Genomic DNA, 20676 nt, shown 5'->3' on the forward strand with positions numbered 1-20676 from the left:
GGGGTCGGTCCGGTGCTCAACCTCCGTCACGCCCCTGTCTCTCTCACGATCGGCAGGCCAGCGATGTGCCTGTCAATGGTGCTCACCGCTGATGCAGGAAGGGACAAATGGCGTTTGCGTGCATGCCATTCCTGCAGAAAGCGCTCCACCGTCTCCCGCGCGACGGCGGCGAGTGGTCGCCTCGGCAGTCCGGCTTTGTCGGCCAGGAGGCCAAGTTCCCGGTAAGTGAAATCCACAAAGCGCCGGGACCGCGCGAACTTTTGCGCGAAGCTGTCGTCGTCGAGATAGGCGATGGTCGAGACGAGATCATAGGCAGGTGCCAGCGCCGGCTTGCGCCGGTCCCGATAGATCAGCGACCAGTTCTTGAGATGCATGTCGGCATTGCCGATCAGCACGTTGAAAACGATCCGTCGCACGAACTCAGCGATGCTTTGGTCGTCGCTTTCGACGCTGAGGACGTAGGCGATGTTGCGTAAGGTGGCCTTTTGGTACTTCGCTTCCGGATAGACGCCGAAGACCTGGGCAAAATCCTCCACATGGACCGGACCTTCGGGACTGCGGTCGAACCGCCGAATGGCGAAGGCCAGGCCTCTCACCGATCCGATGGCATCGGGCAGGCCCTCTATGGTGTCGAGGTCGACAAGCTGCGTGTCGGGCACATCGATGCCGATGGCGCGAGCCAGTTCCATCATGGCGAACTCGTTCTCGGGTAGCCCCTCGAAGCGGGTCGAGGGCAGCTTGACGATCCATTCGCCCCCCACCCCATGGGCGGGTATGGTCAGACCACCATACCGGCCACGGTTTCTGACCGCCGAGAACTTGAGCTGTACGCCGGCGAGCGAGAAGCGCAGCGCGCCGGCTCTCTCGTAACTGCTGCCCTCTTCGCCCAGCTCCCCCGGCTTCGATAGCCCAACCAGTCCCTCAACGGGTTCAATCGCGACGGCGCCGGGAAGGTCTTGCCCCAAGGCTCGGAGCAGGAAGAATTCGCGCTCCCGATTCACCCCGGCACGTTCGGCGAGGTATTCGCGAAGAGGGCCTTCCGGCAGCAGATTGGCGAAGAAGGGGCCGACACGCCGCTGCGTGACCGGCAGGTCGGTGATGAGGCCGCCGAAGGCATCCTTGAACGATAGGCTCAGCACGGGCCGCCGTGCGTCATGGATATAGGCATCGTTGAACGCGAAGAGCGTGCGGTCCCCACCGACATGCGTCAGCGAGCCGATCGCGCTACCATGAAGCTGCACCTCCAGGATCGAGACATCAGGCATCCTCACCCTCCTCGTCGAGGACATAGGCCGGCCGCACCCCTGCCAGGCCGTCTGCATCCCTGGCCGCCTGCATGCTCATGCGCACCGCACTGTCCACGGCCGGCAGCGCCTTGCGCGGTATGAGCTTCAGCTCGAGCTCCAACACCCGCGCGAGTTCGATCAGGCTGGCAAGCTGCAGATTGACCCCGCCACTCTCGATCCGGGAGATGTGGCTTTGAGGCAAGCCGACCAGCTCTCCCAGCGCACGCTGACTGAGTCTCTTCCGCCGACGCGCCGCTTTCAGCGTGCCGGCAATCTCCTCAGTGAGTGTCGTTCTGATCGATTCAGACATATGCTTTCACTTCTCAATATATGAAAGCATATCCAATTCTTGCCGTCAGGAGCAAGAACAATGCATCAAAACATATAATTTTCTATGGCAAACTGTTTTAAAACATCGGCATGGCGCGATTGTGGGTAGCCCCGCACTACCCCTGGCGCCTGCTGGTGAGGTAGGCGCCCAACAGGACCAGGGCTGTGCCGGCAATCGCAATTGGCTCCACCGTCTCGCCGAGCAGCGCGACGCCGAGCAGGATGGCGACGACGGGGATGAAATAGACGGTCACCGAGCCACGCGGGGCGCCGACCCGGCCGATGAGGGTCACGAAGGCGACGAAGGCAAGCCCCGTGGCGAAGACCCCGAGGCCCGCCATGGCCGGCAAGGTGAACCAGAGCGCGTTTCCGTCGGCGAACTGCAGGCCGTAGAGGCCGTAGGGGGTGGAAAGCGCCAGGGCGACCAGCAGGGCGCGCCAGATCACCGGCAGGGCACCATTGCGCTTCTGCAGCGGCCCCGCAAGGTTGAAGGCGATACCATAGAACAGCGTCGCCAGGAGGATCAGGCCAGCACCAAGCGCCGTGGCCTGCATCTCGTCCAGCGTCGGCCAGTAGATCGTCAGCACGCCGGCAAATCCGATCAGCAACCCTGCCAACTGCCAGCGGCGCGGCGCCCGGCGATAGCAGAGCGCCGCCACAGCCGCGGTGAAAAGCGGTGCCGCTCCGTTGATCATGCCGGCCAGGGAGGAGGCGATCCACTGCTGCGCCACGGGGAAAAGCAGAAAGGGCACCGCCATCCACACCGTGCCCAGCAGCGCGACCATGGGCCACTCGGCCCTGGGCAGCGGGCGCCTAGCGGCCGGCATGCAGGCGAGCGTGGCCACCCCAAAGAGCAGGCGCAGCCAGGTGATGGTCGCCGGATGCAGGCCCTGCAGCCCCAGATCCATCAACACGAAGGACCCGCCCCACATCAGGGCCACGGCCACGAGCAACCCCCAGTCCTTTGCCGAGAAGGCCTCCAGGGACTCAGTTTGGGCTGCACTCATGACCGCAAGCGCACTGACCACAGAACGGTTCGAAACATCGACCTGATGCCTACACTGACTTTGCCATTGGTTTCAGACCGCCGTGCCGCCGTGGAACCTGCCATAGCGAGACGGATGCATTCCTGCGCTACAGTTTCATAGGCTTGGTGCGTCTTCTCTTCCAGCAAAAGCGCCGCAGGAATAGCCTGGGGCGCGAATGTCTTTCATGGCCACATTTGCGCAGCGTGAAGCACGCGCAGCACCGTCACTGTCGCTGCTGTTTCGGCGTAGACAACGATGTAGTTGGGCCGGACCACCAGTTCCCGTGTCCCCTCTACTCTGCCAGGGCGGCAGCGTTTAGGATGCGCCGGAAGCTGCGCCACCTTGCCTTGAATTTCCTCCATCAGGGCAAGGGCCGCGTCTGGGTTATCGTCTGAGATGTAATCGACAATCGCCATGAGGTCCGCGACCGCCGGGGCCTTCCATTCAAGTTCAGGCACGGCGCTTTTCGTCGATCAGGGCGCGTGCCTCCTGCATCACCTGGTCGTGCGGCGTGGTCGGGTGGGGATCGGCCAAGGCTTCCTGAACCTTGGCGCGGAACCAAGCATCGTAAGCATCCGGGTCCGTGGTCAGCCCGGCAGGCAGCCCACCCTCAGCAGCCACGCGGGTCAGCAGGATGCGCACGGCATCCGAGAGCGTCAGACCAACGCCGGACAGTGCGTCGGCTGCTTTTGCTTTGAGCTGGTCGTTCACGCGGACATGGAGCATCGAGGTTTGCCCGGGCATGGTGTGTCCTCCTAATTCTCCAGATCAGTATGTATCTCAATTGAGATGCATTCAAGCCGCCTCGTTGGATTACTGGTCCCAGCCCACATAGCACGCACGACTGCCAGATCGATTGCACTTCCACGTTACCCGGGGAGTTGAAAGGCGCCGCAAGCCTCCCTCAATGAAAGTCCCGGCTGGGGAAGAGGCGAGCTTTGCGATCGCTGGGCGGGGGTGGGGGGCCGCCGTCTTCGCGCAGCATGTCGAGCCAGGCGGTCAGGTCGGTGAAGCGCTGGCTGATCAGGTGGATGACCTCGCCTTCGCGCTGCACCCGGCCCCACACCCCAAGCAGCGAGGCGGCCAGCAGCTCTCGGCGCTGGCGGGCGAAGAGGTCGGGCCAGACCACCAGGTTGGCGATGCCGCTTTCATCCTCCAGGGTGGCGAAGATCACGCCGTTGGAGGAGCCGGGCCGCTGGCGCACCAGCACCAGTCCGGCCACGGCCAGGGTCTCTCCGTTGGCGGCCTGCCCCAGGGCGGCGCAAGAGCTGAAGCCCTGGCGCTGCAGCCCTTCGCGCAGGAAGCTGAGCGGGTGCGCCTTCAGCGAGAGGCGCAGGGCGGCATAGTCCTCCATCACCTGCGCACTGTCGCTCAGGCCCGGCAGGGCGACCTCCGGCTCCCGGCCGCTTTCCTCCTCCCCCGCAGCGGCGAAGAGCGGCAGGGGCTTTGCTTCCGGCAGGCCCTTCACCGCCCAGAGCGCCGCGCGACGATCCAGCCCCTGGGAGCGGAAGGCATCGCCACGGGCCAGAGCTTCCAGCGCCGTACCCTGCAGCCCGGCGCGTCGCCAGAGGGTCAGGGGGTCGGGATAGCCATTGCCGCGAGAGTTCACCAGTTGGCGCCCCGCCGCCTCGCCCAGCCCCTTCACCTGGCGCAGTCCGAGACGCAGCGCCGGCCGCGCGCCGCCCGGCTCCAGGGTGCAGTCCCACTCCGAGCGGTTGACGTCCACCGGCAGAACCTCGACCCCGTGCTCGCGGGCATCGCGCACGATCTGTGCCGGCGCGTAGAAGCCCATGGGCTGGGAATTGAGCAGGGCGCAGGCGAAGACCTCGGGATAATGGTGCTTCATCCAGGCCGAGACATAGACCAAGAGCGCGAAGGAGGCGGCGTGACTTTCGGGAAAGCCGTAGGTGCTGAAGCCCTCGATCTGCCTGAAACAGCGCTCGGCAAAGCCCTGCTCATAGCCGCGGGCGACCATGCCGGCGACGAAGCGCTCGCGGAACTTCTCGATCTCGCCGTTGCGGCGGAAGGCGGCCATGGCCCGGCGCAGCTGGTCGGCTTCGGTGGCTGTGAAGCCGGCGGCGACGATGGCGATCTGCATCGCCTGCTCCTGGAACAGCGGCACCCCCAATGTGCGCTCCAGCACCCGGCGCAGTTCGTCGGAGGGATAGTCCACCGCCTCCTGCCCCCGGCGTCGGCGCAGATAGGGATGCACCATGTCGCCCTGGATCGGCCCCGGGCGCACGATGGCCACCTCGATCACCAGGTCATAGAAGGTGCGGGGCTGCAAGCGAGGCAGCATCGACATCTGCGCCCGGCTTTCCACCTGGAAGACGCCGAGGGAATCGGCGCGCGAGAGCATCTCGTAAACCTTCGGATCCTCCTGCGGCACCTCGGCCAGGCCATAGCTGCGGCCGTAATGGCGGCGGATCAGCTCGAAGCCCTTGCGCAGGCAGGTGAGCATGCCCAGCGCCAGCACATCGACCTTGAGGATGCCGAGCGCATCGATGTCGTCCTTGTCCCACTCGATCACCGTGCGATCGGCCATGGCGGCGTTCTCGATCGGCACCAGTTCGTCCAGGCGATCGCGGGTCATGACGAAGCCGCCTACGTGCTGCGAGAGGTGGCGGGGAAAGCCCATCAGCTCTTCCGCCAGCTTCAGGGTCAGGGCCAGCCGCCGCTCCCGCGGGTCGAGGCCCAGGGCACGCACACTCTCCTCCTTCACCGCCTCACGCCCCCAGCCCCAGAGCGATCCGGCCAGGGCGGAGATGACATCCTGCGCCAGGCCCATGACCTTGCCCACGTCGCGCAGGGCGCCGCGGGCGCGGTAGCAGACCACAATGGCAGTGAGGCCTGCGCGCTCGCGCCCGTACTTTTCGTAGATGTGCTGGATCACCTCCTCGCGGCGCTCATGCTCGAAATCCACGTCGATGTCGGGCGGCTCGCCGCGCTCGGGCGAAACGAAGCGTTCGAAGAGCAGTTCGCTGGTCTCGGGATCGACGGCGGTGATACCCAGGCAGAAGCAGACCGCCGAGTTCGCCGCCGAGCCGCGGCCCTGGCAGAGAATCTCGCGGGAGCGGGCGAAGGCCACCACGTCATGCACCGTCAGGAAATAGGGGGCGTAGCCGAGCTGGGCGATCAGCCCGAGCTCGTGGCGCAGCGCCTCTTCCACCTTTGCCGGCACGCCGCGCGGATAGCGTTTCTGCGCACCCGTCCGAACCAAGGCCTCCAGCCGGCTTTGCGGGTCGCTGTCCGCCGCCACCTCCTGCGGGTACTCATAGCGCAGCTCGTCCAGAGAGAAGCGGCAGCGCTCGGCGATCTCCAGGCTGCGCGCCAGGGCCTCGGGGCAGCTTCGGAAAAGGCGAGCCATATCGGCCGGCGGCTTCAGATGCCGCTCGGCATTGGCCTCCAGCCGCCAGCCGGCCTCCTCCAGGGTGCAGCCCTCGCGAATGCAGAGCAGCACATCCGCCAGGGGCTTGCGGGCCGGGTGGTGCATCAGGACATCGCCCAGGGCCACCAGCGGCACCCCGCTCTCCTGCGCGAGCCGCTGCAACGCACGCAATCGCCTGGCATCGTCGCCGCGGTGATGCCAGCGCGCGCCCAGATGCAGGCGCCCCGGTGCGGCCGCGGCCAGGGAGGCAAGCGCGGCGAGATAATCGGCGGCAGGCTCCACCGCATCCGGCGGCAGCAGGATCAGCTCCTGCCCCTCGGCATGGGCCAACAACTCCTCGAGGGTGAAGTCGCACTCGCCTTTGGCCGCGCGGCGCTTACCCAGAGTCAGCAGCCGGCAGAGGCGGCCCCAGGCATCGCGATCGCGCGGGTAGCAGAGGATTTCAGGCCCATCGCGCGGCACCAACCGCCCCCCCACCAACAGGCGCAACCCCACCGTCTTGGCCGCCCTGTGCGCGCGCACCACCCCGGCCACGGAGTTGCGGTCGGCAATGCCCAGAGCCGCCATCCCCAAGGCCTTGGCCGTGGTGACCAGTTCGTCCGGATGGGAAGCCCCGCGCAGAAAGGAAAAGTTGCTCGTCGCCGCCAGCTCGGCATAGGCCGCATCCATGCCCGCACCTCCTCAGCGGAGGATAGGCATGATCTAGAACAAATCAAGAACTTGTGGCGAAGCGGGGCTAACGCTGAGACATGCCCGAGCGGGCTGGCCATTGACCTCCGCCACAACTTAGAAGATAAGCTCAGTCGACGTGAAAGTGGGAAAATGGCAACATGGCTAATAAGTTAGCAGGCCAGCGCGCGAAATTCAGTCGCGCCAGATCGCTCTACTTCACCGCTCCAGATGATGACGCTCGCTCCCGTGCCATAGAGTTAATGGCAGAGGTACTCCAGCTTGCTCCGTCTCTGGGTTTTACCGAAGACATGGTCACCCAAGGCGAGGACGTTCCCGACGTCGTTCGGGAGCGCCTGCACCACCAAACCTGGCAGTCAGCGGTAGATGAAGACCCGGACCAACTCGTCGAGGGGCTTGCTGGAGCGGTTGATACTTCGGACCTTATGGAGGCTGGATCGGGTTCGGAATGGGTCTACGCCTATGGCTATGCCTGCGCGCCGGATCGGCTGAAAATCGGCTCCTCCACTGGCGATGTTGTCGCGCGCGTTGCTGCACAGATTGGAACCGGGACCCCCGACAAACCGCGCCTGCTTCTCAAGATTGCCATCGCAGATTGCCGCGCCCTGGAACGCGCACTGCACGGCATCCTGCGGGTTCGCGGTCTCCAAATCGAAGGTGCCGGCTCCGAGTGGTTTCGCGTGCAGAGGGATGAATTACTGTCCCTCTACACGGCCATTGTAGGCGACCCGCAATAACACGCCCGCCTCCCGAGACGGACGTGCTCCACCTCCCTACTCCGCCGCCTTCGACATGGGATTGTTGGGGTGGGTGGTCCAGTTGGCGTAGGTGGGGTCGATTGGCCGGCCGGTGCGCGGGTCCACGCCCTCGGTGAGCTGCTCCATGGTGATGCAGTTCTCCACCGGGCAAACCGAGACACAGAGGTTACAGCCGACACACTCGTCGTCCTGCACCTCGAACCAACGCTCGCCGTTCTTGGTCGCCGTGATCGCCTGGTGGGAGGTGTCCTCACAGACGATGTGGCAGCGGCCACACTTGATGCAGAGGTCCTGATCGATGCGGGCCTTGGCCACGTAGTTGAGATTGAGGAACTGCCAGTCGGTGACGTTGGGCACCGCCTTGCCGATGAAGTCCTCCAGGCGCTCGTAGCCCTTGCTCTCCATCCAGTGAGCAAGTCCCGCCTTCATCTCCTCCACGATCTTGAAGCCGTAGGTCATGGCGGCGGTGCAGACCTGCACATTGCCCGCGCCCAGGGCCATGAATTCCGCCGCATCCTTCCAGGTGGTGATGCCGCCGATGGCCGAAATCGGCAGGCCCGCCGTCTCGGGATCGCGGGCGATGTCCGCCACCATGTGCAGCGCGATCGGCTTGACCGCCGGGCCGCAGTAGCCGCCGTGGGTGCCCTTGCCGTCGGTGTGCGGGCTCGGCGCCATGGCGTCGAGATCGACGCCCATGATGGAGTTGACCGTGTTGATGAGCGAGACGGCATCCGCGCCGCCGCGCTTGGCGGCCCGGGCAGCGAAGCGCACGTCGGTGATGTTGGGGGTCAGCTTGACGATCACCGGCATGCGGGTGTTCTGCTTGCACCAGCGCGCCACCATCTCGACGTACTCGGGCACCTGGCCCACGGCCGAGCCCATGCCGCGCTCGGACATGCCGTGCGGACAGCCGAAGTTGAGCTCGATGCCGTCGGCACCGGTCTCCTCCACCAACGGTAGCACCGCCTTCCAGGAGGCCTCCTCGCAGGGCACCATGAGGGAAACCACCACGGCCCGGTCCGGCCAGTCCCGCTTGACCTGTTTGATCTCGCGCAGGTTTTCCTGAAGCGTGCGATCGGAAATCAGCTCGATGTTGTTGAAGCCGATCAGGCGTCGGTCGGCGCCGTGAATGGCGCCGTAGCGCGGTCCATTGACGTTCACGATGGGCGGGTCTTCGCCCAGGGTCTTCCAGACCACGCCGCCCCAGCCCGCCTTGAAGGCACGGGTGACGTTGACGATCCGGTCGGTGGGCGGCGCCGAAGCGAGCCAGAAGGGGTTCGGCGACTTGATGCCGAGGAAGTCGTTGCGGATATCGACCATGGTCTTAGCTCCCTGCCTCAGGCTGCCGCAGCCGCGCCGAGCGTGCGATGAATGGATTCCGCAGCCTGCTTGCCGTCTTCGACCGCTGCGACCGTGAGGTCCTGCCCGCCGGCGATGCAATCGCCGCCGGCCCAGACGTCGGGCAGGCTGGTGCATCGCCCCGCGCCGACCGCGATACGTCCGCCGTCGAGCTTGAGGCCGGCTTCGCCAAGCCCCGCCGCCACGAAGGTCTGGCCGATGGCCTTGAAGACCTGGTCGGCTGCCACTTCGAAGCTTTCGCCGGTGGAGACCAGGCGCCCATCCTCCGCGACCACATGATCGAAGCGCACGGCCGTGGCGCGACCGCCGTCACCCAGCACCTCGGTCGGCACCGCCCAGGTAACGATGCGCACGCCATTGGTTTGCGCCAGTTCCTGTTCGTAGCGTGAGGCTTTCATCTGCTCCCGGCCGCGGCGATAGACCAGGGTCACCTCGTCGGCGCCCAGCCGGCGCGCCTGCACCGCGATGTCGATGGCGGTCATGCCGCCGCCGATCACCACCACGCGCCGCCCGATGGGAAAGCCCGTCAGGTCCGGGCTCTGGCGCAGCTCGGCGATGGTGTCCACCGCATCGTGCACACCCTCCAGGCTCTCTCCGGCCACGCCCAAGCTGTTGGTGCTGCCCAACCCCATGCCCAGAAAGACGCCGTCGTAGTCCTTGCGCAGCTGCTCGAGGGTGATCTCGTGCCCGAGCCGCTGACCGTGCCGCACCTCGATGCCACCGATCTCGAGGATGTATTCCACCTCGCGCTGGGCAAAGTTGTCCGGGAGCTTGTAGGCAGCGATGCCGTACTCGTTGAGGCCGCCGGACTTGGGCCGGGCCTCGAAGACCGTCACCTCGTGGCCGTGCACGGCCAGGCGATGCGCGCAAGCCAGACCGGCCGGTCCCGCGCCGACCACAGCGATCCGCCGGCCGGTGGGCGCCGCGCGCTCGAAGACCTGGCGGTCTTCCTCCATAAGCCGATCGGTGGCGTGGCGCTGCAGCAGCCCAATGGCCACCGGCTTGTCCTCGGCCAGGTTGCGCACGCAGGCTTCCTCGCAAAGCGTCTCCGTCGGACACACGCGAGCACAGGCGCCGCCCATGATGTTCTGCTGCAGGATGGTCTCGCCGGCGCCGACCACATCGGCGGTCTGGATCTGGCGAATGAAAAGCGGAATGTCGATTTCCGTGGGACAGGCCTTCACGCAGGGCGCGTCGTAGCAGAAGTAGCAGCGATCAGCCTCGACCAGGGCCTCGTGGGCATCCAGCGGTGGATGCAGGTCGGTGAAGTTGCGTGCGATCTCCTCGCCGGACAACCGTCCGGCGCGCACACCCGGGGCGCGTGCCTTGTCCATGTCGATCTCCCTCGACCCGCCAAATGAAGCCTCGCAGCGCCTCGCACTTTTGCGAGCCGTGCTTATTTTTTATCATTTGAACAAAGTTTGCGCGCAGGCGTCAACAAGGAACTGGGGAAAGGCCCCGGTCATCCGAGCCACACGTCCGCTGCGAGTCTTGTGGACTTTGTTGACCGACTTCGCCCCAGTGAGCAGGATAAGCGGCTCCCGAAGATCGGGAAGTGGATTGCCGAGCACCAGTGCCGACGGGCCGGGACGCGTGCTTTTTTCATTGCATGACAGGAGGGTGAGGGATGAGTTGGAGCATGAAGAGCAGCCGACGGGCGCTGCTTGGTTTCGCTGCGGGCGCCGCCGCGCTGACGATGATGGCAACGGCGCCGGTGGCCTGGGCGGAGCCGGTCGACGTCGCTGCCGTCTACACCGTGCCAGTTGAGCAGCAGTGGGTCAGCCGCATTCACAAGGCCCTGAACGAGGCCGAAGCGCGCGGCGAAATCACCTACGACTATTCAGAGAACGTCGCGAACACCGACTATGAGCGCGTGATGCGCGAGTATGCCGATGCCGGCAAGGACCTGATCATCGGAGAGGTCTTCGGCGTCGAGCGTGCGGCGCGCCAGGTCGCGGCCGACTATCCCGACACCGCCTTCCTGATGGGCTCCAGCTTCGGGCCGTCCGGCGAGAACTTCGCCGTGTTCGATAACTGGATTCACGAACCCTCCTATCTCACCGGCATCGTGGCAGGTCGCCTGACCGAGTCGAACAAGATCGGCATGGTGGGCGGCTATCCCATTCCCGAGGTGAACCGCCTGATGCACGCCTTCATGGACGGCGCGCGCGACGTGAACCCCGACGTCGAGTTCCTGGTGACCTTCATCGGCTCCTGGTACGACCCGCCGAAGGCCAAAGAGGCGGCTTTCGCCATGATCGACAGTGGTGCCGACATCCTCTACGCGGAACGTTTCGGCGTGTCCGATGCCGCGGCGGAGCGGGACGTGAAGGCCATCGGCAACGTGATCGACACCCAGGAGGACTATCCGGGCACCGTGGTTGCCTCCGCGCTCTGGCACATGGAGCCGACCATCGAACGTGCGGTCGAAGCGGTGGCCAACGGCAGCTTCGAGGCGGCCGACTACGGACAGTACAGCTACATGTCCTACGGCGGCGGTTCTCTGGCACCCATGGATCCTGAACTGGTGCCGCAGGAAATCCTCGACGAGGTCGCGGAACGCGAGCAGGAGATCCTGGACGGCATGTTCCGGGTCAACGTCAACGATTCCGAGCCCACCTCGGGTCAGTGACACCTATCGGCAGGCCCGCCCCCAAAGCGGGTCTGCCCTCCTTTCGCATCCCACCGCCCCAACGGGAAGAAGGCCGCGCGCGTGTCCAATATCACGCCCACCCCCGTCTTGCGCCTGCAGGGCATCACCAAGCGCTTTGGCGATCTGGTCGCCAATGACGCCATCGACCTGGAGCTGGCCTCGGGCGAGGTGCTAGCGCTGCTGGGCGAGAACGGCGCGGGCAAGACCACGCTGATGAACATCCTCTTCGGCCACTACACGGCCGACGAGGGACAGATCGAGGTTGCCGATTCCGAGGGTCGGCTGCAGCCGCTGCCGCCCGGCAATCCAGCGGCCGCGCTCGCCGCCGGAATCGGCATGGTGCACCAGCACTTCACCCTCGCCGACAATCTCTCCGCCTTCGACAACCTGGTGCTGGGCACCGAACCGCTCTGGCGCCCCTGGCAGAAGCTGGGTGGTGCCCATGCGCGCCTGGAACGACTGATGGCTGACAGCGGCCTCACCGTCGATCTCTCCGCGCGCATCGCCGACCTCTCCGTCGGCGAGCGCCAGCGGGTCGAGATCCTCAAGGCGCTCTACCGCGGCGCGCGTATTCTCATTCTGGACGAGCCCACCGCGGTGCTGACCCCGCAGGAGACAGACCGGCTGTTCGAGACCCTGCGCCGCCTGGCGGCCGGCGGGTTGGCGGTGGTCTTCATTTCCCACAAGCTGCACGAGGTCCTGGCGATCAGCCAGCGGGTGACCGTGCTACGTGGCGGCAAGGTGGTTGCCAGCCTGCCCACGGCCGGTACCGACCGGGCGCAGCTTGCCGAGACCATGGTGGGCCGTGCCATTCCCCAGACCGTACGGGAAGCGCTGCCACCGGGTCCGGCCATCCTGCGCCTGCATGGGGTCAGCGTGCCGGCCGAGGCCGGGCGAACGCCCTTACGCAACGCTGAACTGACCCTGCACCGCCACGAAATCCTGGGCATTGCCGGTGTCTCCGGCAACGGCCAGGCCGCGCTCTCCAACCTGATCAGCGGGCTCGCGCGTCACGAGGACGGCGAGGTGGAACTCTTCGGCCAACTGCTGCGCGACGCCAATCCCTCGCGCATGGTGCGCCTGGGCGTCGGGCGCATTCCCGAGGACCGGCATCACGACGGCGTTGTGGGCGAGATGGCGGTCTGGGAAACGGTCATGCTGGAAGAATACTACCGGGCGCCCTATCAGCGCTTCGGCTTTCTGCAGCGCGCCGCGGCGCGCCAGCGCGCCGAAGCGGTGATCCGCAACTACGAGGTCAAGTGCTCCGGCACCGAGGCGGTCACCAAGCTGCTCTCGGGCGGCAACATGCAGAAGCTGATTTTGGGCCGCGTCCTGGATCGCGAGCCCAGCCTTATCCTGGCCAACCAGCCGACCCGGGGGCTGGACGTGGGGGCCGTGACCTATGTACACCGCGAGCTGCTGGCCGCCCGCCAACGCGGGGCGGCCATTCTGCTGATCTCCGAGGACCTGGACGAGTTGCTCACCCTCTCCGACCGGATCGCCGTGCTCTATCGCGGCCGGCTCTCCGCCAGCCTGCCCACGGAAGAGGTCACCATTCGCCAACTCGGCCTGATGATGGCCGGGCACGAGGGGGAGGCCGGGCATGCGGCTTGAGCCTCGGGGCCAGGTTCCGCTCTGGCTATCCATCACCACCCCCATCGTCGCCATCTTCGTCGCGCTGCTGCTCTGCGCGGTGCCGCTGGCGATTGCGGGCGCGCCGGTGCTCGAGGCCTATTGGCTGATGCTGCGCGGCGCCCTGGGTGGGCGGCTGGCGCTGACGGAGACCCTGGCCCGCGCCGCGCCACTGGTGCTCACCGGCCTGGCCGCGGCCGTGGCCTTCCGCGCCAAGCTCTGGAACATCGGCGCCGAGGGGCAGCTCTATATGGGTGCGGTGGCCGCCGTGGTGGTCGGCAGCACCGCCTGGGCTTCCAGTCCCTTCATCATGGTGCCCGCCGTGATGCTCGCAGGTGCCCTGGCCGGCGCAGTCCTGCTGCTCATCCCAACGCTGCTGAAGACCCGTCTGGGCGTGGACGAGGTCGTGACCACGCTGCTGCTCAACTTCGTGGTTCTGCTCTTCGTCTCGCTGCTGGTGGAGGGGCCGCTGCAGGATCCCATGTCCATGGGCTGGCCGCAGTCGGAGCCCATTGCCGATGAGGCCGCCCTGCCGCGGCTGATCCCGCGCACCCGGGTGCATCTGGGCCTCGTGGTGGCCCTGGTGGCCGCGGCGCTGGTCTGGCTCCTGGTCGCGCGCACCCGCTGGGGCTTCGAGATGCGCGCCGTGGGCGCCAATCCTTCGGCCGCGCGCTTTGCCGGCATGTCCACCGGGGCGGTGATGATTCGGGTTGCGTTGATTTCCGGTGGCTTGGCGGGCCTGGCCGGCGTTGGTGAGGTCGCCGGCGTGCGCGGCTATCTCACCACCGATCTCTCGCCCGGTTACGGCTATTCCGGCATCGTGGTCGCCATGCTGGCCCAGCTCAACGCGCTGGCCGTCGTAGCCGCCGCGCTCTTCGTTGCGACCATCTTCGTCGGCGCCGACTCCATGAGCCGGGCGCTCGGCGTCTCCAGCTATATTGCGCACCTGATCGTCGCCACTTCGCTGCTGACCATGCTGCTGGGCACGCTCTGGCTGCGCTACCGCGTGCACTGGAGGTAGTCGGCGATGGTGATGCACGGTCCAGACGCCTTGCCCCCGCCCCCGTCATTGCGAGGAGGCCGCCAGGTCGACGCGGCAATCCAGGGCCACAGGCAGCCGCCCTGGATTGCCGCGCTCCCGTTGGTCGCTCGCAATGACGAGGGAAGGGAAGCAGCCTTCCGCCATGGCGGAGGATGGGATGCGACCCACTCCCTTGGAGACGCGCGCGCACCATCACCAGACCGCTCACCCACACACCCGTCATTGCGAGGAGGCGAAGCCGACGTGGCAATCCAGGGCCACAGGCAGCCGCCCTGGATTGCCGCGCTCCCTGCGGTCGCTCGCAATGACGGGGAAAAAGCCCTGTCGAGCCGAAACCTAGCCAGCGCCGCCACAACCCTTTCCCACGGAGGCGCGCGGCCGTGGAAATAGTCGAAATCCTCCTGACCGCCAGCTTCTGGGTCGCGGCGGTGCGCATCGCCACGCCGCTGATCTTCGGCACGCTGGGCGAGCTGATCTGCGAGCGGGCCGGCGTGCTGAACCTGGGCATCGAGGGCATCTTCACCATGGGCGCACTGGTGGGCTGGATGGCTGTCTTCCAGGGCGCGGACCTCTGGACCGGGGTCATCCTGGCGGCACTGGTGGGCATGCTTTTCGGACTGCTGCACGGTCTGCTGACGGTGCCGCTCGGACTGTCGCAACACGTCACCGGCATCGGCATCACGCTGCTGGCCACCAGCCTTGCCTACTTCACCTACCGCATGGTGCTGCCGGACAGTGACAGCCCGCCGCGCATCGAGGCCTTTCAGCCGCTGCCGATCCCGCTGCTCTCTGAGATTCCGGTGATCGGCCCGGCCTTCTTCGCCCAGACACCGCTCACCTATCTCGCCTTCCTGTCCATCGCCGTGGTGGCCTACGTGCTCTACCGCACGCCCTTGGGCCTGGCACTGCGCACCGTGGGCGAGAACCCGGCGGCCGTCGAGGCACAGGGCATCGACGTCTATCGCCTGCGCATTGGCGCGGTGATGGTGGGCAGCGGCTTCATGGCGGTCGGCGGCGCCTTCCTCACCATGAGCGCCTTCAACGCCTTCTTTTTCGAGATGGTGGCCGGGCGCGGCTGGATCTGCATCGCGCTGGTGGTCTTCGCCTCTTGGCGGCCCGCCAAGGCGCTGCTGGGCGCGCTGCTCTTCGGTGCCTTCGATGCCTTCCAGGTCCGACTGCAGCAGCAGGCCGGGGCCGGCCTGCCCTATCAGCTTTTCCTCATGATGCCCTACCTGCTGTCCATCCTGGCGCTCATTGTCATGTCTCGCCGCGCGGCCTATCCCAAGGCCCTGCTGGTCCCCTATCGCAAGGGAGAACGCTGATGGTTCTCGATCTCATTCTACGCGGCGTCACCCTGCCGGACGGTCGCAGCGGCGTCGATATCGGCATCAGCGACGGGCGCATCGCCGCCGTCGCGCCGAAGCTCGATGCCGAGGCGACGGAGGAGCGCGACCTGAGCGGGCGCCTCGTGACGGCGCCCTTCATCGACCCGCATTTCCACATGGACGCCACGCTCAGCCTCGGCCTGCCGCGCCTCAACCGCTCCGGCACGCTGCTGGAAGGCATTGCGCTCTGGGGCGAGCTGAAGCCCCAGCTCACGCAAGACGCCATCATGGAGCGGGCGCTGGCCTATTGCGACCTGGCGGTGGCCCAGGGCATCGGCGCCATTCGCAGCCATGTGGACATCTGTGATGACCGGCTTCTCGCCGTGGACGCGCTGCTGGAAGTAAAGCGTCGCGTGGCGCCCTATCTCACGCTGCAGCTCGTGGCCTTTCCGCAGGACGGCCTCTTCCGCAGCCCCACGGCCGAAGCCAACCTGCTGCGCGCACTGGACAAGGGCGTCGAGGTCGTGGGCGGCATTCCGCACTTCGAGCGCACCATGAGCGAGGGCGCTGCCTCGGTGAAGCGGCTCTGCGAGATCGCGGCCGAGCGCGGCCTGCTGGTCGACATGCACTGCGACGAGAGCGACGACCCGCTCTCCCGCCACGTGGAGAGCCTCGCCTTCGAGGCACAGCGGCTGGGGCTGCAGGGGCGCGTGACGGGCTCGCACCTCACCTCCATGCACTCCATGGACAACTACTACGTCTCCAAGCTGCTGCCGCTGATGGCCGAGGCAGGCCTCAACGCCATCTCCAACCCGCTGATCAACATCACCATCCAGGGCCGCCACGACAGCTACCCCAAGCGCCGCGGCATGACCCGGGTGCCGGAGCTGCTTGCCGCCGGCGTGCCGGTGGCCTTCGGACACGACTGTGTCATGGACCCTTGGTACTCTCTGGGCTCCGCCGACATGCTCGAGGTTGCGCACATGGGCGTGCATGTGGCGCAGATGACCAGCCTGGATGCCATGGCCGACTGCTTCCGTGCCGTCACCGAGACACCGGCGCGCATCCTGCAGCTCGAGGGCTACGGCCTGGAGCCGGGCTGCCGCGCAGATCTCGTGGTGCTGCAGGCGAAGGACCCGGTGGAGGCCATCCGCCTCAAGGCCACACGCCTGCTGGTGCTGCGCGCGGGCCGCGTCATCGCCGAGACCCCGCCGCGCGAAACCCGTCTCGACCTGCCGGGGCGGCCGGAGCGGGTGGTTCCGGAGCGGTGAAGCCGGTCGAGATCCTGGTCGATGCCGACGCCTGCCCGGTCAAGGAGGAGATCTACCGCGTGGCCCGGCGCTATGGCCTCCCGGTCAAGGTGGTCGCCAACGCCTGGATCAATGTGCCGCAGGAGGCGGCCTTCGAATTCATCCAGGTGAGCGACGGCTTCGACGCCGCCGACGACTGGATCGCCGAACACGCACACGAGCGCGCCGTGGTCATCACCAGTGACATCCCCCTGGCCAAGCGCTGCCTCGATGCGAAGGCGACAGTGATCGGTCCCACCGGCCGGCCCTTCACCGAGGCCTCCATCGGCAATGCCATGGCCTCGCGCGCGCTTATGGAGCACCTGCGTGCCATGGGCGAGGTCACCGGTGGGCCGAAGCCCATGGACAAGCGCGCCCGCTCCACCTTCCTCTCGACATTGGACGAGGCCGTGGTCAAGCTCCGCCGCCAACGCCCGCCCATTCCGCCTGCCGGGCGGTGATCGCCTACACTTCCCGCCAAGCCTCAGGTTTGCGCCCCTCCAGCAGCTCGGCCTCCCCCGCCAGAGCCTCGGCCACGAAGTCGAGGAAGGCGCGTATACGAGCCGTGCGGCGCAGGTCCTCATGGGTGAGCAGCCAGAGGTCCAGGCTGAAGCTGGCTGGCAGGTCACAGATCCGCTCCAGCTTTTCCTCCCGGTCAGCGATGCCGCAGGGCAGCGGCGCCAGCCCCATTCCAGCCATGGCAGCACCCATGGCGGCGGCCACCGAATTGACCCGGTAAGCAGGCTGTACGCCGGGCAGAAACTCGGCAAAGCGCCGTGCCAGCGCCGCGTGCTCGCTATCGAAGCCGATCCAGTCATGGGATTCCAGTTCGGCGTCCGGGCGGCGCAGCCGGTACTCCCGCGCGCCGTAGACAGCAAACACCAGCCGGCCGACGCGGCGGCCCACCAGGGTCTCCGGTGGGCTGTTGCCGATGCGCAGTGCAACGTCGGCTTCGCGCTTGGTGAGGTTGAGTGCCGCATTGGACACCGAAACCTCCAGCTCGATTCCCGGATAGTCAGTGCGGAAGCGCGTCAGGTGGCGGGGCAGCAGCCAGAGCGCCAGCATGTCGATCGTGGTGATCCGCAGCGAGCCGCTCAGGCGCAGGTCTTGGCCGCGCACTTTCCGGCCGATGGCCGCCACCTCCTCCTCGACGCGCAGCGCGGCCTCGCGCATCTCCTCCCCGGCGGGTGTGAGCAGATAGCCGCTGGGGACGCGCTCAAACAGCCGCACGCCCAGCGCGTCCTCGAAGGCGCCAACACGCCGGAAAACCGTCGAGTGGTTGACGCCGAGAATGCGTGCCGCGCCCGACAGCGTGCCTGACCTGGCAACCGCGAGAAAAACCCTCAGGTCATCCCAGTTCTCTGCCTGTGCATTCATGCAAGGTAATCTTTCGCTTTTCGCCAATACCTTTGCGCACCTGAACAGCATACCTTCCCAGTCAACGCAAGACGTCGGCCGGCGCATCCGGCCGTCGGACAGCAGGAAAGGAAACGAACATGCCGCAAACAAGCCTCCGCACCACTCTCCGCAGCGACGAGCTGTCCTGCCCCTCCTGCGTGCCGAAGATCGAAAAGGCACTGAAGGCGCTGCCCGGCGTCGAGCAAGCGGAGGTGCACTTCAACACCGGACGCATCCAAGTCACCCACGACCCGGCACGCGCGCCTGTAGAGGCTCTGGTGCAGGCCGTTGAAGGCACCGGCTACAAGGCAATCCCAGCCGCATTCTAGTCACATCAGTCTGTGACCTGCTGCCCCGAGAAGGGGCAGCAGGGGAAAGGAGCAGAGCATGCTCACGCAACTCAAGCGCCAACTGCTGAACCCTTCCCAGCGCCGGATGTGGATCACACTCGGCAGCGCCGCCTTCATCGCGCTGGCGCTGATTTCGAACTATGGCTTGGCCTGGAACGCAGGCTGGGTCGGTTTCATGGTCATGGCCTGGCTGCTGGCCGGCCACGACATTGCGATCCGGGCTTGGCAGGCCCTGCGCCTGCGCCATCTCAGCATCGAACTGCTGGTCACCGTCGCCGCGGCCGGCGCCATTGTCATTGGCGAGTACTGGGAAGCCGCCGCCGTCACCTTCCTCTTCATGCTGGGTGCCTGGTTGGAAGGCCGCACCATGCGGCACACGCGTGGCGCCCTGAAGCAGCTGCTCGATGCCGCGCCATCCATGGCAACCGTGATCCGCGGTGGCGAGGCCGTCGAGGTCCCCGCCGGCGCCGTGCAGCTCGAGGAGACGGTGCTGGTCAAGGCTGGCCAGCGCATCCCGGTCGATGGCGAAGTCATCGAAGGCGCTGCCGCGGTCAACGAGGCGGCCATCTCGGGCGAGCCGATCCCGGCGGAAAAGGCACCCGGTTCACCGGTGCACGCCGGCACGCTCGCAGAGAACGGCTTGCTGCAGATCCGGGCCACCGGCGTCGGCGCCGACACCACGCTGGCCAAGATCATCCAGCGCGTGGAGGAAGCCCAGGAGGAGAAGGCACCGACTCAGCGCATGATCGAGAAGTTCGCGCGCTGGTACACGCCCGCCATCTTCGCCCTCGCAATTGCCGCCTTCGCCGTCACCAACGATATCCGGCTCGCGCTCACGCTGCTGGTCGTTGGTTGCCCAGGCGCTCTGGTCATCTCAACGCCCGTTTCCGTCGTGGCCGGCATCGGCCGTGCCGCTCGCACCGGCATCCTGATCAAGGGTGGCCAGCACCTCGAAAGCGCGGGACGCATCACCGCTCTCGCCCTGGACAAGACCGGGACCCTGACCGAGGGCAAGCCGCGTCTGGCCGAGGTGGTCGCGCTGAACGGCGCGAGCCGGGAAGATGTCCTGCGCTGGGCCGCGATCGCGGAAGCCGGTTCCGATCACCCCTTGGGGCGACCGATCATCGAAGCCGCCCAACAGGTCGGACCGGTGCCGACGCCTGATCACCTCGAGGAAGTTGCCGGTATGGGCCTCTCGGTCCGGCACGAAGGACAGCAGATTGTCGCCGGCAACCGCCGCCTCATGGACAGCATCGGCGCCAGGTTCGACGAAGCCGCCGAAGAAGCCCTGTCCGCTCTGCTCGAACGGGGCAACACGCCGGTGCTGGTGGCACTCGACGGCAGGGTCGTCGGCATGCTCGGCCTGCTCGACATGGCCCGGCCCAGCGCCCGGCCGATGATCGAGCGGCTGCACGGGGCCGGCATCAAGCGGGTCGTCATGCTGACCGGCGACCAGCCGCAGGCGGCGCAGGCCATCGCGGCAGAGGTGGGCGTCGACGAGGTCCACGCCGGGCTGATGCCCGACCAGAAGCTGGAACACATCCGCGACCTGCAAAGGCAGGGACTGCACGTTGCCATGATCGGCGACGGCATCAACGACGCCCCCGCGCTTGCCGCCTCGGACACCAGCATCGCCATGGGCGCCGCCGGCAGCGACGTCGCAATCGAGACGGCGGACATCGCGCTGATGACCGACGACCTGGGCAAGGTGAACGAGGCCATCGAGGTCGCCAAGGCCACGCTGCGCAACATGCGGCAGAACCTGGTGATCGCGCTGGTGACCGTCGCCGGACTCCTCTTCGGTGTCTTCGCCGGCGAGGTCCACATGGCCGGCGGCATGCTGATCCACCAGGTCTCGGTCTTGGTCGTCATCCTCAACGGCATGCGTCTAATGCGCACGCCAGCGCCGAAGCTGCTGACCAAGCCGGAAGCACCCGGCAAGGCGGTTCGCCTTTCGCAGAGCCAGGCCTCCCCGGTTTCCAACTAAACCCGGCGAGCTGTCTCCACCTCGGGCCCGTACCTGGCATGGTACGGGCCCTTTCTTATGGTGCGGAAAGGAGCGCCTGCGCTGGACGCAAGCGGCAGGGCACGCTAAATCCTGGGCGCGGTCAGACTGTCGGGCCGCGAGAGCAAACCCTTGCGTGTGAG

General features: G+C 66.6%; 18 protein-coding genes. 9 read left to right on the forward strand and 9 right to left on the reverse strand.

Annotated features, from left to right (window positions below):
• Positions 1-26: 26 nt before the first annotated feature.
• The 6 genes from P2G67_RS11705 to P2G67_RS11730 all read right to left on the reverse strand — a co-directional run bounded on the left by P2G67_RS11705 (position 27) and on the right by P2G67_RS11730 (position 6701).
• Positions 27-1265 (reverse strand): type II toxin-antitoxin system HipA family toxin, encoded by a 1239-nt coding sequence (locus tag P2G67_RS11705; protein ID WP_275823283.1) that lies wholly within the window; start codon positions 1263-1265, stop codon positions 27-29.
• Positions 1258-1596 (reverse strand): helix-turn-helix domain-containing protein, encoded by a 339-nt coding sequence (locus P2G67_RS11710; RefSeq protein ID WP_275823285.1) that lies wholly within the window; start codon positions 1594-1596, stop codon positions 1258-1260. Before P2G67_RS11710 ends, P2G67_RS11705 begins: the two co-directional genes overlap by 8 nt.
• Before the next feature lie 136 nt (positions 1597-1732).
• Positions 1733-2623, reverse strand: coding sequence for a DMT family transporter (locus P2G67_RS11715; protein ID WP_275823287.1), 891 nt, complete (start codon positions 2621-2623; stop codon positions 1733-1735).
• Between the two features lie 203 nt (positions 2624-2826).
• Positions 2827-3102, reverse strand: a complete 276-nt coding sequence (locus tag P2G67_RS11720; RefSeq protein ID WP_275823289.1) for a type II toxin-antitoxin system RelE/ParE family toxin — start codon at positions 3100-3102, stop codon at positions 2827-2829.
• Positions 3095-3388, reverse strand: coding sequence for a type II toxin-antitoxin system RelB family antitoxin (relB, locus tag P2G67_RS11725; protein WP_275823291.1), 294 nt, complete (start codon positions 3386-3388; stop codon positions 3095-3097). The genes P2G67_RS11720 and relB overlap by 8 nt, the downstream gene beginning before the upstream one ends.
• 160 nt (positions 3389-3548) lie before the next feature.
• Positions 3549-6701 carry an error-prone DNA polymerase gene (locus P2G67_RS11730; RefSeq protein ID WP_275823293.1) on the reverse strand — a complete coding sequence of 1051 codons (3153 nt, stop codon included), beginning with the start codon at positions 6699-6701 and terminating at the stop codon, positions 3549-3551.
• A gap of 161 nt (positions 6702-6862) precedes the next feature.
• Between P2G67_RS11730 and P2G67_RS11735 the strand changes: the two genes are divergently transcribed.
• A complete protein-coding gene (locus P2G67_RS11735; protein WP_275823295.1) occupies positions 6863-7459 on the forward strand; it encodes a GIY-YIG nuclease family protein in 597 nt (198 codons plus the stop codon).
• Between the two features lie 36 nt (positions 7460-7495).
• Here the strand turns inward: P2G67_RS11735 and preA are convergent, their stop codons facing one another.
• Positions 7496-8800 (reverse strand): NAD-dependent dihydropyrimidine dehydrogenase subunit PreA, encoded by a 1305-nt coding sequence (preA, locus tag P2G67_RS11740; protein WP_275823297.1) that lies wholly within the window; start codon positions 8798-8800, stop codon positions 7496-7498.
• Between the two features lie 17 nt (positions 8801-8817).
• Complete coding sequence (locus P2G67_RS11745; protein ID WP_275823299.1) at positions 8818-10173, reverse strand: NAD(P)-dependent oxidoreductase; 1356 nt, start codon at positions 10171-10173, stop codon at positions 8818-8820.
• 293 nt (positions 10174-10466) lie between these two features.
• On the opposite strand from P2G67_RS11745, the gene P2G67_RS11750 reads away from it, so the two are divergent.
• The 6 genes from P2G67_RS11750 (at position 10467) to P2G67_RS11775 (ending at position 17241) form a co-directional block, all read left to right on the forward strand.
• On the forward strand, positions 10467-11471 hold the full coding sequence (locus tag P2G67_RS11750) for a BMP family protein (protein WP_275823301.1): 1005 nt from the start codon (positions 10467-10469) through the stop codon (positions 11469-11471).
• An 81-nt stretch (positions 11472-11552) separates the two neighbouring features.
• A complete protein-coding gene (locus P2G67_RS11755) occupies positions 11553-13106 on the forward strand; it encodes an ABC transporter ATP-binding protein (RefSeq protein WP_275823303.1) in 1554 nt (517 codons plus the stop codon).
• Complete coding sequence (locus P2G67_RS11760; protein WP_275823305.1) at positions 13096-14145, forward strand: ABC transporter permease; 1050 nt, start codon at positions 13096-13098, stop codon at positions 14143-14145. The genes P2G67_RS11755 and P2G67_RS11760 overlap by 11 nt, the downstream gene beginning before the upstream one ends.
• Before the next feature lie 401 nt (positions 14146-14546).
• Positions 14547-15488, forward strand: coding sequence for an ABC transporter permease (locus P2G67_RS11765; protein ID WP_275823307.1), 942 nt, complete (start codon positions 14547-14549; stop codon positions 15486-15488).
• Entirely contained in the window at positions 15488-16762 is a 1275-nt protein-coding gene (locus tag P2G67_RS11770) for an amidohydrolase family protein (RefSeq protein ID WP_275823308.1), read from the forward strand. The genes P2G67_RS11765 and P2G67_RS11770 overlap by 1 nt, the downstream gene beginning before the upstream one ends.
• The gene (locus P2G67_RS11775; protein ID WP_275823311.1) at positions 16759-17241 is read left to right on the forward strand and encodes a YaiI/YqxD family protein; all 483 of its coding nucleotides are present in this window, start codon (positions 16759-16761) and stop codon (positions 17239-17241) included. Before P2G67_RS11770 ends, P2G67_RS11775 begins: the two co-directional genes overlap by 4 nt.
• A 4-nt stretch (positions 17242-17245) precedes the next feature.
• On the opposite strand, the gene P2G67_RS11780 is transcribed toward P2G67_RS11775, so the two are convergent.
• Complete coding sequence (locus P2G67_RS11780) at positions 17246-18157, reverse strand: LysR family transcriptional regulator (RefSeq protein WP_275823313.1); 912 nt, start codon at positions 18155-18157, stop codon at positions 17246-17248.
• Between the two features lie 119 nt (positions 18158-18276).
• Here P2G67_RS11780 and P2G67_RS11785 point away from each other — a divergent pair, with 119 nt between their 5' ends.
• Both P2G67_RS11785 and P2G67_RS11790 read left to right on the forward strand, forming a co-directional pair.
• Positions 18277-18507 (forward strand): heavy-metal-associated domain-containing protein, encoded by a 231-nt coding sequence (locus P2G67_RS11785; RefSeq protein ID WP_275823315.1) that lies wholly within the window; start codon positions 18277-18279, stop codon positions 18505-18507.
• Positions 18508-18565: 58 nt separating this feature from the next.
• Entirely contained in the window at positions 18566-20515 is a 1950-nt protein-coding gene (locus P2G67_RS11790) for a heavy metal translocating P-type ATPase (RefSeq protein ID WP_275823317.1), read from the forward strand.
• The last annotated feature ends 161 nt before the right edge of the window (positions 20516-20676 follow it).

It is taken from the genome of Aquibaculum arenosum (assembly GCF_029222965.1).
GTDB lineage: Bacteria > Pseudomonadota > Alphaproteobacteria > Kiloniellales > DSM-21159 > Aquibaculum > Aquibaculum arenosum.